Annotated in this window: 9 protein-coding genes; 6 read left to right on the plus strand and 3 right to left on the minus strand. The window is 68.3% G+C overall.

Annotated features, from left to right (window positions below; translation table 11 throughout):
* The gene (locus Pla175_RS24925; RefSeq protein ID WP_145291790.1) at positions 1 to 357 is read left to right on the plus strand and encodes a cytochrome C oxidase subunit IV family protein; all 357 of its coding nucleotides are present in this window, start codon (positions 1 to 3) and stop codon (positions 355 to 357) included.
* A 3-nt stretch (positions 358 to 360) separates the two neighbouring features.
* Here the strand turns inward: Pla175_RS24925 and Pla175_RS24930 are convergent, their stop codons facing one another.
* A complete protein-coding gene (locus tag Pla175_RS24930; RefSeq protein ID WP_231954069.1) occupies positions 361 to 1269 on the minus strand; it encodes a histone deacetylase family protein in 909 nt (302 codons plus the stop codon).
* Between the two features lie 160 nt (positions 1270 to 1429).
* Between Pla175_RS24930 and Pla175_RS24935 the strand changes: the two genes are divergently transcribed.
* Positions 1430 to 2356: an ABC transporter ATP-binding protein gene (locus tag Pla175_RS24935; protein ID WP_145291791.1), complete on the plus strand. Its 927-nt coding sequence runs from the start codon at positions 1430 to 1432 to the stop codon at positions 2354 to 2356.
* Entirely contained in the window at positions 2353 to 3525 is a 1173-nt protein-coding gene (locus tag Pla175_RS24940; RefSeq protein ID WP_145291792.1) for an ABC transporter permease, read from the plus strand. Before Pla175_RS24935 ends, Pla175_RS24940 begins: the two co-directional genes overlap by 4 nt.
* 42 nt (positions 3526 to 3567) lie before the next feature.
* On the opposite strand, the gene Pla175_RS24945 is transcribed toward Pla175_RS24940, so the two are convergent.
* Positions 3568 to 4962, minus strand: a complete 1395-nt coding sequence (locus tag Pla175_RS24945; protein ID WP_145291793.1) for a hypothetical protein — start codon at positions 4960 to 4962, stop codon at positions 3568 to 3570.
* 574 nt (positions 4963 to 5536) lie between these two features.
* Here Pla175_RS24945 and Pla175_RS24950 point away from each other — a divergent pair.
* From Pla175_RS24950 to Pla175_RS24960, 3 genes are all read left to right on the plus strand, one after another.
* Positions 5537 to 7201 carry a sigma-70 family RNA polymerase sigma factor gene (locus Pla175_RS24950; protein ID WP_145291794.1) on the plus strand — a complete coding sequence of 555 codons (1665 nt, stop codon included), beginning with the start codon at positions 5537 to 5539 and terminating at the stop codon, positions 7199 to 7201.
* Positions 7202 to 7371: 170 nt separating this feature from the next.
* Positions 7372 to 9279: a cation:proton antiporter gene (locus tag Pla175_RS24955; RefSeq protein WP_145291795.1), complete on the plus strand. Its 1908-nt coding sequence runs from the start codon at positions 7372 to 7374 to the stop codon at positions 9277 to 9279.
* A 22-nt stretch (positions 9280 to 9301) separates the two neighbouring features.
* On the plus strand, positions 9302 to 11503 hold the full coding sequence (locus tag Pla175_RS24960; protein ID WP_145291796.1) for a S9 family peptidase: 2202 nt from the start codon (positions 9302 to 9304) through the stop codon (positions 11501 to 11503).
* A gap of 160 nt (positions 11504 to 11663) precedes the next feature.
* On the opposite strand, the gene carA is transcribed toward Pla175_RS24960, so the two are convergent.
* Positions 11664 to 12791 (minus strand): glutamine-hydrolyzing carbamoyl-phosphate synthase small subunit, encoded by a 1128-nt coding sequence (gene carA, locus Pla175_RS24965; protein WP_145291797.1) that lies wholly within the window; start codon positions 12789 to 12791, stop codon positions 11664 to 11666.
* Positions 12792 to 12899: the final 108 nt, after the last annotated feature.

The raw sequence follows: 12899 nt of genomic DNA on the forward strand, positions 1-12899 counted from the left end.
ATGTCCCACGCCCACGACTCCACCGTCCCCCACCACCACGTCACCAGCGGCGCGGTGCTGATCGCTACGTTCATTGCGCTCGTGGCGCTCACGGTGCTCACGTCGGTCCTCGCGCAGGTAGACATGGGCCGCGCCGATATCTTCGTCACGCTCGGCATCGCGGTGGTGAAGTCCGCGATGGTGGCGTTGATCTTCATGCACCTGCTGCACGACAAGCTGTTCAACGGGGTGATCCTGCTCAGCGCGATCGTCTTTATGGCCCTGTTCCTGGGGATCGTGCTGATGGACTCGGGGCAGTATGAAGCACAAATCCGCGACTACGTGGAAGACCAGCAGGCGTTGTTGCCACCGGCGTAGCCGCTAGCCCGGCGCGAGGCGCGCTAGCACCTCGATGGTTGCGGCGTGGATGTCCGCGATCGCCTGCTCGTCTGGTGCGTAGCCGCCCCCCATCGCGGCGACGACCGGTGTGCCGGCGTCCCGGAAGCGCCGCAAAACGCGCTCATCTCGCTGCCGCAGCCCCGCGCGGGTGAGCTTCATCCGGCCGTAGCGGTCCGCCTCGTAGGCGTCGGCGCCCGACAGGTAGAACGCCCACTCCGGCGTGAATCTGCCCAGCGCCGCGTCGAGGGCGCGGTCCAGCACCGCCAGGTAGCGGGCGTCGTCGCAGCCGTCGGGCAGAGGGACGTCGAGGTCGCTCACCTCCTTGCGGAGCGGAAAGTTCTTGGCCCCGTGCAGGCTGAGGGTGAACGTGTGCGGGTCGTCGGCAAAGATGGCGGCGGTGCCGTTCCCCTGGTGGACGTCGCAGTCAACGATCATCGCCCGCTCCAGCCGGCCCTCGCGGCGGAGCGCCCGCACGGCGACCGTGATGTCGTTGAACACGCAGAAGCCCTGCCCGCGGTCGGCAAACGCGTGGTGCGTGCCGCCCGCCAGGTGAACGCCCCAGCCCCCCCGGTCCGCCGCGTCGCGGGCCGCCGCCAGCGTGGCGCCGGTAGACGCCAGCGCGCGGGTGACGAACTCGGGCGACCAGGGGAAGCCGATCTCGCGCTGTTCCTGCTTGCTGAGCTCGCCGGCGCGCACGCGGCGTACGTAGTCGCCGGTGTGGACCAACAACAGCTCGGCGTCGGTCGCTAGCGGGGCGGGCGCCAACGAAACGGCCATCGTTTCTGCTAGCACCTCAACACGGCGCCTCAGCAGGCGGTACTTGGCCTGGGGGAAGCGGTGGCCGGGTGGGAGCGGTAAGTCGTGCCCGTCGCTGTAGTAGGCGTGCAACATGGGAGCGCCTCTGAAAGTGCTGGCCGGCCGCGGTGCTGGCGCCCGAGCAAAAAACTGTACCGCGGCGGGCCCAATCGGCAAACTCGCCTTGCGCCAGGGCGGGCGTTCTCTATGATCCGGCCGCTCCTACCCTGCGACCCGGCGTCCTACCCAAGCCCCGATGCGTGCAGCCCTCGAAGTCACCGGCGTCGCGAAGAAGTTCGGCGGCGCCCAGGCGCTCTGCGACGTGTCGTTCGGCGTCCGGCCGGCAGAGCGGCTCGCGCTGCTGGGGCCCAACGGCGCGGGAAAGACGACGCTCATCCGCTGCATCTGCGGCCGCGTCCGCCCCGACTCCGGCTACGTCTCGCTGATGGGGCGCCGGCTCGGGCCGCGCAGCGACCGAAGCGAGTTGGGGTTTGTCCCCCAAGAACTGGCCGTCTACCCCGACCTAACCACCTCCGAGAACCTTTGGGCCTTCGGAAGGTTCCACGGGCTGCGCGGCACGGCGCTGCGCCAGCGCGTGGCGTGGGCGCTGGAGTGGACCGGGCTAGCCGACCGCGCGGCCGCGCTGGTGAAGACCTTCTCCGGGGGGATGAAACGCCGCGTGAACATCGCGTGCGGCGTGCTGCACCGCCCGCGCGTGCTGCTGCTGGACGAGCCGACCGTGGGGGTCGACCCGCAGAGCCGCGAGCGGATCTTCAACATGCTGGACTCGCTGCACGCCGAAGGGACGTCGATCGTGCTCACGACCCATCAACTCGAAGAAGCGCAAGACCGGTGCGACCGGATCGTGATTATCGACCACGGGCGGCTGGCGGCCGAAGGGACCCTGGCGGAACTAATCGACCGCACCGTGGGGCGCGCCCGCGCGGTGCAGGTGAAGATCGACGGTTCCGCGTCCCGGTTGGCCGGGATGCACTGGGACAACCTTTGGTACGACCCGGCCGACGCCACGCTGCGGGGCAGGGTGGTCGATATCGCGGCGGAGCTGCCGCCGCTGCTGGCGCGGATCGGCGCCGCGGGGGGGAGGGTTGAGGACGTAACCGTGGCGGCGCCGACGCTTCACACCGTCTTTCTTCACCTGACCGGACGGGAGCTGCGCGAATGATCGCCCAAGTGATGCGGATCGGCTTCCAGCGGCTCTGGCACGGCAGGCTCGAGATGCTGCTGGTGTTCATCGTGCCGGTGGTGTTCTTCAGCATCTTCGCGTTGATCTTTGATCGCCGCGAGGAGGTGGGCAGCGGGGAGGTTGCGACCGCGCTGGTCGACCTCGATCAAACCCCACTCAGCCGAGCCGTGTTCGCGCGGCTGGCCTCCGACCCGCTGCTGCGGGTGTCGACCGCCGCCCCCCCGACGGAACCGGCCGAGTGGGAAGACCTGACCGCGTCGTGCCAGGAGGTGCTCAGCGGTCGGGCGAAGCTAGCGATCGTCGCCCCGGCGGGGTGGGCGGACAGCCTGATGCGGAGCGACCCCCTGACGCTCACGATCGCCGCGGACACGTCCGATCCTGTCGCGCCGCGCGTGGTTGAGGCGCTGGTGCACCAGGCGGTCGGGCGGACGATCGCCGAGCTTCAGATCCCGGCCTCGCCGGCGGCGGGGTCCTCTCCGGAGGCCGTGGCGTCCCCGTTCGGGGCGCCGGTCCGCGTGCTCGACCTGCTCGCCGAGGGGAAGTCGAACCCGGTGGTCTCGCAGTTTGCGGCCGGGATCGCGGTGATGTTCCTGCTGTTCACGGCAAGCGGGAACGCCGGATCGCTGCTGGAAGAAGAAGAAACACAGACGCTCGAACGCCTGATGTGCAGCCGGCTGTCGATGTCGAAGCTGCTGCTGGGCAAGTGGCTGTTTCTGGCGTCGATCGGGTTCTTGCAGGTGCTGGTGATGTTCGGCTGGGCCCAACTGATGTTCGGCGTCGACGTCCTCGGGCGGCTGCCGGGCTTCTTGTTGATGACGGCGGTCACCGCCGGCGCCGCGGCGAGCCTGGCGCTCGCCATGGCCGCGGCGTGCCGGTCGCGCGCCCAACTGAACGCGGTGTCGACGATCTTGATCCTCACCATGTCCGCCGTGGGCGGCAGCATGGTGCCGCGCTACGTGATGAGCGAGTCGATGCAACAGTTCGGCCGCGCAACGTTCAACGCCTGGGCCATCGATGGCTACAACAAGCTCTTCTGGCGGAACCTGCCCGCGACGCAGCTCGGCCCCGAGCTGGCCGTGATGGCCGTGTCCGCCGTGGCGCTGCTGGTGATCGCCAGGGTGCTGGCGATGCGGTGGGAAACCGCGTGAGCGGCGCGTAGGTTCCCTCCCGCATTGCCCGCTGCGCCGCTTCTAGCGGCGCCGCACGGGCCGCGATGCCGACCGCACCGGGGGGGCGGGCGTGCTCGACTGCGGCTGGAACACCGTCAGGCCGTCGATCAGGTCGCGGTCGTGATCCGCCAGCCGGTCGGCGACGTCCTGCGCGGCGGTGACCGCCACGGAGGTCTGCTCTCCCCCCGGGTGCAGCACCAAGAAGTACCGCTGCTCAACCGGGACCGACTCGACGACCCCCTGGACTACCAACGCCAGGCACCGCGATCCGTTGTCGGTCGCCCACTCTTCGGCGCGGGCGACAGTGCCGAAGCGTTCGCCGGCGGCGGCGCGCACCTCGGACTCGAAGGCGGCCAGAGTCGGCGCCGCGGACGACCTGCCGGTGGGCAGGCGGCGGATGGTGGCGTCGGCCACCACCACCGGTCCCACGGCGCGTCGCAGCGTCACCGACCCGCGGTCACGCGCCGCGACGTACCACTGCCGGTCGTGGCGGGCGGCGATCCCCAGACCGGGCTCACGCAGCTCGAGAACCATCGACTCGTCCATGGGGACCACCTCGATCTGCTTCACGTGCTGGTCCGACAACGGTTCCGACAACGCGATGGGGCTCAAGGCGAAGCGCGTCTTGATGATCCCCTCGAAGCCGGGGGTCGCGGGCCCCGGGCGGCGGTTCTCTCGGACCGCCCAGTTGACCTGGGTGAGCATCTCGCGGCCACGGTCGAACAGACCGACGGCGCGGATCTCGAAGTCGGCCGCCGAGCCCTCGATCGCTCCGGTGACCGTGCCGGCCCACTCCAGCTTTGCGTAACGCGGGTTCGCCTCGACCACTTGGCCGCGGACGCTGCAGTCTGAAACGCCCTGCACCCCCAGCAGCGGCCCCATCACGTCGCTGGGCACGGCCCACTGGGCGCGTTCGGCCACGGGCTCGGCCGGTAGCAGGCCGTCTAGCCGCAGCGTGTCTCCGATCACCGTGATCAGGTCGAGCTCTTCGCGGCGCAGCGGTCCGTTGGGGCAGAACAACACCCCGTCCCCCTCGCGCGTTTCCGCAACAATCGTCTGGTGCTCTGGCGCCAACGCGCGGCCGATCTGCTCGCCGTCGATCCGCAGCGTGGCCGAGGCCTGGCGGTAGTGGCGGATGGACCGCGGGGTCTCGCCGGCGCCCGGCCTGACGAGCTGGCGTTCGTCGTAGTTCAGGGCGCCACGGACGGTAAGCGGCATTTTCCGGACCGCGGTTTCCCGCTCGGCGCCCTTGAGGGCGGGCAGGTGGGCCTTGGCGATCACCACGCCGTCGATCTCAATCTCTGTGGCGACCTGGACCGCCGGGTGGGCCTGAGAGGGCTTCAGCGGGATCGGGCCCGCCGCGGCGGCCAACTGGCAGGTTGCTAGGACGATCGTGACTGCTGCGATTCTTGCCATACCGGCGCCTTCTTCCCTGGGCGGATTCTCTGGTCCAGAACGTTCCCTAGGAGTCTCATCGACGCCGCCCGGCCATAGAGTCCAACGCAATGAAAATCGATCGCTGGCTGTTAGTTTGGGCGGGATCGGCACGCGCAGCTCGGCGCCCGCGGCTCACCACGGCCAGCAACGCCGCTAGGAGGCGATTATCGACGTAAACTCAAATCAGGAAACACCTTAGAGACAACTTGCGCGTCTCGAGACGCGCCACACTGGGGGAGAAATCGACAGCGCGCGAACTTTCTATCGACCCAAAGCGACCTATCTGCGTACAACAGGTGTCGACTTAGTTCGCTAGCAAGGGTTGCCTCGGGGCCACGAACGCCGTAGCCCCCCCGGCGGCCGCTAGCAACCACGCCGACGATTGCTCGCAGGGAATCGGCCACACGCAGCCCTTCTTCGTTACGGAGAGGCAGCACACCGGAGAGGCCGCCGTGTAGAGGCGGCCTCCGCGAGACTAAAGGAGGAAGGATCAATTCGAAGACGCCGCGCTGCTAGCGTTGGGGTCGCCAGGAACAGGAGAGAGGGGCCAACCATGAACCGCGCATATCGCCACAACGTGATCGACCGCCTGCACGAGCAGCTATCGCGGTACGCGCCGCGCACCAAGCGGGTGGAACAGATCGAGACCACCGAGCGGCTGATCGCCGAGATCGACCCGGAGAAGGTCTACCCGTACGAGTGGGTGGCCTTCCGCGTCACCGGCTACCGCCCCAACGACGACGCCGCGGTGAAGATCCCGGGCGCCGACCTGATGCACGACCTGCGTCTGCTGGTGGAGGACCTGTCGGACTCCATCGACCTCCCGGCCGACGCCGTGGGCGAGCAGGTGCTGACCGTCGAGCAACTGGCCGAGCAGTTCAACGTTTCTACGAAGACCATCTCGCGTTGGCGCGAGCTGGGCTTGGTGAGCCGGCGACTGGTCTTCGACGGGCGCAAGCGCGTCGGTTTCCTCCGCAGCAGCGTCGACCGGTTCGTGCGGAACAACCAGGACCGCGTTGAGCGCGGCGCCCGTTTCAGCCAGATGAGCGACGCCCAGCGGCAGGAGTTGCTGGAGCGCGCCCGTCGCTTGGCCGCGGCCGGCGCCTGCCAGGCCGAGGTCGTTCGGCGGATCGCGGTCGAGACCGGACGCAGCGTTGAGACGATCCGCCAGACCATCCGGCAGTTCGACAGCGAGCACGCGGAGCTGGCGATCTTCCCGGACCTGACCGGCCCGCTGAACGAGGCCCAGAAGGACCGCATCTTCGCCGACTTCACGGCCGGCGTTTCGGTCGATCGGTTGTCGAAGCGGTACGCCCGCACGCCGACCACGGTCTACCGGGTGGTGAACGAGTCGCGTGCCGCTGGGGTGATGGAGCTCCCGCTCGATTTCATCCCGAACCCGCGTTTCAGCCGCAAGGGCGCCGACGCGGCGTGCCTGAGCCCGATGCCGGGCGCCGACGAGCCGCAGAAGAAGGTCCGCCGCCCCGCCGACCTGCCCCCGTACTTGGCGAGCTTGTACGAGATGCCGCTGCTCACGCGCGAGCAGGAGCAGCACATCTTCCGCAAGTACAACTACCTGAAGTACAAGGCGGCCAAGCTGCGCGAGCAGCTCGACCCCGACCGGCCGAAGGCCTCGTTGATGGACGAGATCGAGTCGATCTATCAGCAGGCGGTGGAAACGAAGAATCAGATCGCCAAGGCGAACCTGCGGCTGGTGGTCTCCATCGCCAAGCGGCACGTCACGGCCGATCAGAACTTCTTCGAGCTGGTCAGCGACGGCAACATGTCGCTGCTCAGGGCGATCGAGAAGTTCGACTTCGCCCGCGGCAACAAGTTCAGCACGTACGCGAGCTGGGCGATCATGAAGAACTTTGCCCGGACCATCCCGGGCGAGTACAAGATCCGCGATCGCTTCCGCACCAGCCACGACGAGCTGTTCACCGCGACCGAGGAGCGCCGAGACGACCCGCAGATCCACGAGAACGCGCAGCGGATCCGCGAGGACGCCGTCCGCAAGATGCTGCACAAGCTCGACGAGCGTGAGCAGCAGATCGTGATCTCTCGGTTCGGCCTCGACCATTCCGAAGAGCCGCTGACGCTCAAAGAGGTCGGCGCCAAGATGGGGGTCACCAAGGAGCGGATCCGCCAGATCGAGGTGCGGGCGCTCAACAAGCTGCGGGCCGTGGCCCGGGACGAGAAGATCGCCATCGAAGACTAGCGCACAAGCGCTTCTGTCCGATTGAAGCCGGCCGGCGGGGATTCCCCGCCGGCCGGCTCTTTTTTTTTTGCGCAGACCGGCGCCGCGGCCCCCCCCACACCCCGGGCCGGCGGGCCGGCTCACCTACCCCACCTTACTAAGCCCGTGTAGACTCGCGTGCCACCTCACGCGTGACGACTCGATCCGGGCTGATGAACGACTACGTCACTATCTCGATCTACCTAGCCGCCGTGCTGGCGCTCGGCATCGCAGCGCAGTGGATCGCTTGGTGGCGTAAGCTGCCCGCCATCCTGCTGCTGCTGGTCTTCGGGCTGCTGCTGGGCTGGCAAGCCGGCCCGCCGCGGCTGTGGGTGGGAGACAAGGCCATCCCGCCCATGACCAGCCTCGCCGTGGGCGTGGTGCTGTTCGAGGGGGGGCTGAGCCTCCGCTGGCGCGAGATCCGCGAGACCAGCAGCGTGGTCGTGCGGCTGGTTTCTGTGGGCCTGCTGATCACCTGGGTGGGGGCTGCGCTGGCCGCCCACTACTTGGCCGGCTTCTCGTGGGGGCTGGCGACGCTCACCGGGGCGCTGCTCACCGTCAGCGGTCCGACGGTCATCATGCCGCTGCTGCGCCAGGTGCGTCCCGAGCGCAAGATCGGCTCGGTGATTAAGTGGGAAGGGATCGTTAACGACCCGATCGGCGCGGTGCTGGCGGCCCTGGTGTTCGAGGTGGTCGCCCACGGCGGCGGCGGGCTCGCCACCGAGTGGTTCAACGGCCTGGCCTGGAGCCTGTGCGTCGGCGCGGTGCTGGGCGCCGTCACCGCGCTGGTGATCGTTGAGCTGCTGGCCCGCTTCTGGGTGCCCGACTACCTCCAGAACGGCGTGATCCTGTCGCTGGTGATGCTGGTGTTCGCGGTCTCAAACTACTTGCAGCACGAGTCGGGGCTGATCACCGTGACGGTGATCGGCGTGTGGCTGGCCAACCAGCGGCGCGCCTCGGTGAAGCACGTCATCGAGTTCAAAGAGAACCTGCGCGTGCTGCTGATCTCGGTGCTGTTCATCATCTTGTCTTCCCGCGTGCAGATCACGATGGCGGACATCAACCGCCTCGGGTGGGGGGGGCTGCTGTTCCCCGTGGTGCTGATCCTGCTCGTGCGGCCGCTGGCCGTCTTTGTCTCCACGATCGGCGCCCCGCTCAACTGGCGCGAGAAGACGATGCTGGCCTGGGTCCACCCCCGCGGCATCGTGGCCGCCGCGGTCGCCTCGTTGTTCGCCATAGAGCTCTCCCAGCAGAGCCGCGGCGCCGAAGCCGGCGAGCTGGCCGCGGGGCTCACCGGCGAGGGGCAGCAGCTTGTGGTGCTGGTGTTCCTGACCATCGTGCTCACCGTGACGGTGTACGGCCTGACGCTCGGCCCGCTTGCGCGCCGCCTGGGCCTGTCGCGGCAGAACCCGCAGGGGGTGCTGTTCGCCGGCGCCTCGCCGATGATCCGCGAGCTGGCGACGGCGATCCAGAAGGAAGGCTTCCACACCGTGCTGGTGGACACCAACCCGCAGAACGTGGCGGCGGCGCGGCTGGCGGGCATCCCGGTGGTTTACGCGGCCATCGGCAGCGAGTTCATCCACGACGAGATCGACCTGGGAGACGTCGGCCGCCTGCTGGCGATGACCCCCAACGACGAGGTGAACGCCATCGCCGCGATGGAGTTCGCCCCGGAGCTCGGCGGCGCCAACGTCTACCAGATCGCCCCCTCGCAACGCAGCCAGGAGCGGCTCCAACGCATCCCCGCCCACCGCCGCGGCAGGGTGCTGTTCCGCGACGGCCTCACGTACGACGACCTGCAGAACCGCTTCGCCCAGGGCGCGCAGATCAAGAAGACCTCGCTCAGCAAAGACTTCACCTACGCCGCGTTCCGCGCCAAGTACGGCGAGGCGGCCGTGGTGCTGTTCGCCGTCCCCGAAAAGGGCCGGTTGATCGTCAACACGGCCAAGACGCCGCTTGAGCCCAAGGCCGGCTACAAGCTGATCGCCCTGATCGATCCGAGCGCTGTGGTCGCGGGCGACTCCGCGATCCTCACGCCCGCAAGCGACGCGCCGGCTTAGGCCGCCGCGCCCTCACGCCGCCATGGCCCCCCTCCATCGACTCCGCGCGTTGAGCCTGTTGATGACGCTAGCAACCACCGCAACCGCCGGCGAAAGCTTCCTGCGTCAGTTCGCCGCGACCAGTCGGTTCCGGCTCGGCGAACCCTCCAACGTCTGCCCCACGCCCGACGGCGACGCGGTGCTGTTCCTCCGTTCGGGGCCAAGGAGCTTTGTCCGCGACCTGTACACGCTGGACGTCGCGACGGGGGTCGAGCAGCGGCTCGCCTCGGCCGACACCCTGCTGGAGGGCAAATCGGAAGAGCTCACCGACGCAGAGCTGGCCCGCCGCGAGCGGATGCGGCTCTCGGCCCGCGGCATCGCGACGTTCGAGCTCTCCCGCGACGGCAAGCAACTGCTGATCCCCCTCTCGGGCCGGCTCTACCTGCTCGATCGACAGACGCGGGGCGTCACCCAGTTGGAGATCGACGCCGAAACTCCCATCGACGCCAGGCTCTCTCCGGACGGCGCCAAGGCGGCTTTTGTTTCCGACGGCGATCTGTACGTGCACGACATCGCGTCGAAAACGACGCGACGCCTGACCCACGGCGCCGACGAGGACCTGAGCCACGGCCTGGCAGAGTTTGTCGCCCAGGAAGAGATGGCCCGCATGCACGGCTACTGGTGGAGCCCAGACAGCCGACAGATCGCCTATCAACAAACGGACACCGCGGACGTTGAGCGTTGGCTAATCGCCGACCCGGCCAACCCCGCCAAGCCGCCCACCCAGTGGCCCTACCCGCGGCCGGGGATGACCAACGCAGCGGTCCGCCTGGGGGTGGTGTCGGTCGACGGGGGCGAGACCCACTGGGTCGACTGGGGCAGCACCGACTCGGCCGCTGGGTTCCCCTACTTGGCCTCGGTCGCCTGGAGCGACAACGCCCCGCTCACCCTGCTGGTGCAGAACCGCACGCAAACCGCCGAGCGGCTGCTGGCGGTCGATCCCGACACGGGGGGCACGCGGGAACTGCTCAGCGAGACCGACGACGCGTGGCTTAACCTCGAAGGCTCGACCCCCCGGTGGCTCGCCGACGGCGCGTCCTTCTTGTGGGCCAGCGAACGCTCCGGCGCGTGGCGGCTCGAGCTGCGCAGCGCCGAGGGGGCGTTGATCCGTACGCTCACTCCGCCGGGGCTGGGCTACCGACGCGTGGTGCACCTGGATGAGGCCGCCGGTTCGGTGGTGGTCTCCGGGGGGCCCGACCCAACGCAAACCCAACTATTCCGCGTGCCGCTGGACGGCCGGGGCGAGCCCGAACCGCTCACGCCTGCGGCCGGCGTCTACTCGGCCGTGTACGCCAAGCGGGGGGGCGTGTGCGTGCGTACGGCGAGCGGCCTGGCGGGGCCCTCGCAGCACGTCGTCCTCCGCGGCGACGGCAGCCGCGCAGGAGAGCTGCGGAACGTCGCCGAAACGCCGCCGTTTGAACCCAACGTCGAGCTGACCAAGGTCGGCGACGGCCCCGGCCTCTACGCCGCGGTGGTCCGCCCGCGGGACTTCGACCCAAGCAAGAAGTACCCGGTGCTCGTAAACGTCTACGCCGGCCCGCACGCCCAGCTCGTCACCCACAACGGACGCGGCTACCTGCTGAACCAGTGGCTCGCCGACCAGGGGTACGTGGTGGTGCTGATCGACGGCCGCGGCACGCCGTCGCGCGGCAGGGCGTGGGAGCGCGTCATCAAGCACAACCTGATCGAGGCCCCGCTCGAAGACCAGGTCGCCGGCCTGCAGGCGCTCGGCGCCAAGCACCCGGAGCTCGACCTTGCCCGCGTCGGCGTCTACGGCTGGTCGTTCGGCGGTTACTGCTCTGCGATGGCGGTGATGCAGCGGCCCGACGTGTTCCGCGTCGGCGTCGCCGGCGCCCCGGTCGCCGACTTCCGCGACTACGACACCCACTACACCGAACGCTACCTGGGCCTGCCGGAAGACAACACCGCCGGCTACGACGCCTCAAGCGTGCTCACCCACGCCGACCGCCTCACCCGGCCGCTGCTCATCATCCACGGAACCGCCGACGACAACGTCTACTTCCTGCACAGCGTGAAAATGAGCAACGCGCTATTGCGCGCGGGCCGGCCGCACGACTTCCTGCCGCTAATGGGGCAGACGCATATGGTCTCCGAGCCCGAGGTCGTCGAGCGGATGTACCAGCGGATGGCGGGCTACTTCGCCTCGCATCTACAGACGGAATAGCCACAAGAAGGCACAAGAAGCACAAAGGAAGGGTCGCACGAAAAGTGGCAAAGAGGCCAAGCTCACTTCCTCAACTTCTTTGCGCTTTCGCGTCATTGCGAGAGTTCCGTCCGTCCTGTCTTTGTGCTTCTTTGTGCCTTTTCGTGGCCAACTTCATCCGTCAGCTTTTCTTCATCGCCTCAAGAAACTCATCAAACAAGTAGTGGCTATCGTGCGGCCCCGCCGAGGCTTCCGGGTGGTACTGCACGCTGAAGGCCGGCACGTCGCGGCGACGGACCCCTTCGATGGTGCCGTCGTTCAGGCTGCGGTGGGTGACTTCTAGGTTGTCCGGCAGCGTATCGGCGTCGACCGCGAAGCCGTGGTTCTGGCTGGTGATCTCTACTACCTGTGTCTTCATGTCGATCACCGGGTGGTTGGCGCCGCGGTGGCCGAACTTCAGCTTGAAGGTCTTCGCCCCGCTCGCCAGCGACAGCAGTTGATGCCCCAAGCAAATGCCGAACACCGGCGTCTTGCCCAAGAGGCCGCGGATGGCCTCCGCCGCGTACTCCAGCGGTTCCGGGTCGCCCGGCCCGTTGGACAGGAACACCCCATCCGGCTTGAGCTCCAGCACCTCGGCCGCGGTCAGCCGACCGGGCGCCACGGTCACCCGGCAGCCCTGGTTCACCAGGTGCCGGGGGATGTTCCACTTCATGCCGTAGTCGAGCGCCACCACATGGGGCGCCGACGGGTCTTCTTCCGAATTCTGCGTTCCGTCGAGCAGCGTCCACGTGCTTAGCGGCGTGCTCCACCTGCTGGATGCCTCGGGCATCACCTCGCGCACCAGGTCGCGTCCCACCAGCCCCAGGCTCGCTTTGGCCTTCTTGATCAGGCTGGCCTCGTCGAGGTCGATAGTCGAGAGCACCCCGCGTTGCGACCCCTGGGTCCGCAGCCGGCGGACCAGCCGGCGGGTGTCGATCCCTTCGATGGCCACCACCCCGTGCTCCGCCAGGTAGTCGCTCAGGTTCTGCTCGCTGCGGAAGTTGCTCCGCAGCCGGCTGTGCTCGCGGACGATGAACCCGGCCAGGTGGGGGCGGGCGCTCTCTACGTCCTCGGCGTTGACGCCGTAATTGCCGATCTGCGGGTAGGTCATTGTCACGATCTGCCCGCGGTAGCTGGGATCGGTGAGGATCTCCTGGTACCCGGTCATCGACGTGTTGAAACAGACCTCCCCGTCCACCTCGCCGGGGGCCCCAATCGAAACCCCGGTGAAGACCGACCCGTCTTCGAGTGCTAGTTTTGCGGTGCTCATGCAGAGAGTTTCGCCTGCCGGGGGGCGGGGTTCTAGGGGGCGGCGGGGATCGGCAGGGCGGGGTGCGGCCGTGCGAAACGAGGACTGCCGAATGACGAACGAAACACC

It is taken from the genome of Pirellulimonas nuda (assembly GCF_007750855.1).
Taxonomy (GTDB): Bacteria; Planctomycetota; Planctomycetia; order Pirellulales; family Lacipirellulaceae; genus Pirellulimonas; species Pirellulimonas nuda.

Excerpts from the sequence above, each read along its gene's own strand:
- Pla175_RS24940 (WP_145291792.1), top strand. The coding sequence starts at position 2,353 with ATGATCGCCCAAGTGATGCGGATCGGCTTCCAGCGGCTCTGGCACGGC.
- Pla175_RS24935 (WP_145291791.1), top strand. The coding sequence starts at position 1,430 with ATGCGTGCAGCCCTCGAAGTCACCGGCGTCGCGAAGAAGTTCGGCGGC.
- Pla175_RS24930 (WP_231954069.1), bottom strand. The coding sequence starts at position 1,269 with ATGTTGCACGCCTACTACAGCGACGGGCACGACTTACCGCTCCCACCC.
- Pla175_RS24950 (WP_145291794.1), top strand. The coding sequence starts at position 5,537 with ATGAACCGCGCATATCGCCACAACGTGATCGACCGCCTGCACGAGCAG.
- carA (WP_145291797.1), bottom strand. The coding sequence starts at position 12,791 with ATGAGCACCGCAAAACTAGCACTCGAAGACGGGTCGGTCTTCACCGGG.
- Pla175_RS24960 (WP_145291796.1), top strand. The coding sequence starts at position 9,302 with ATGGCCCCCCTCCATCGACTCCGCGCGTTGAGCCTGTTGATGACGCTA.
- Pla175_RS24945 (WP_145291793.1), bottom strand. The coding sequence starts at position 4,962 with ATGGCAAGAATCGCAGCAGTCACGATCGTCCTAGCAACCTGCCAGTTG.
- Pla175_RS24925 (WP_145291790.1), top strand. The coding sequence starts at position 1 with ATGTCCCACGCCCACGACTCCACCGTCCCCCACCACCACGTCACCAGC.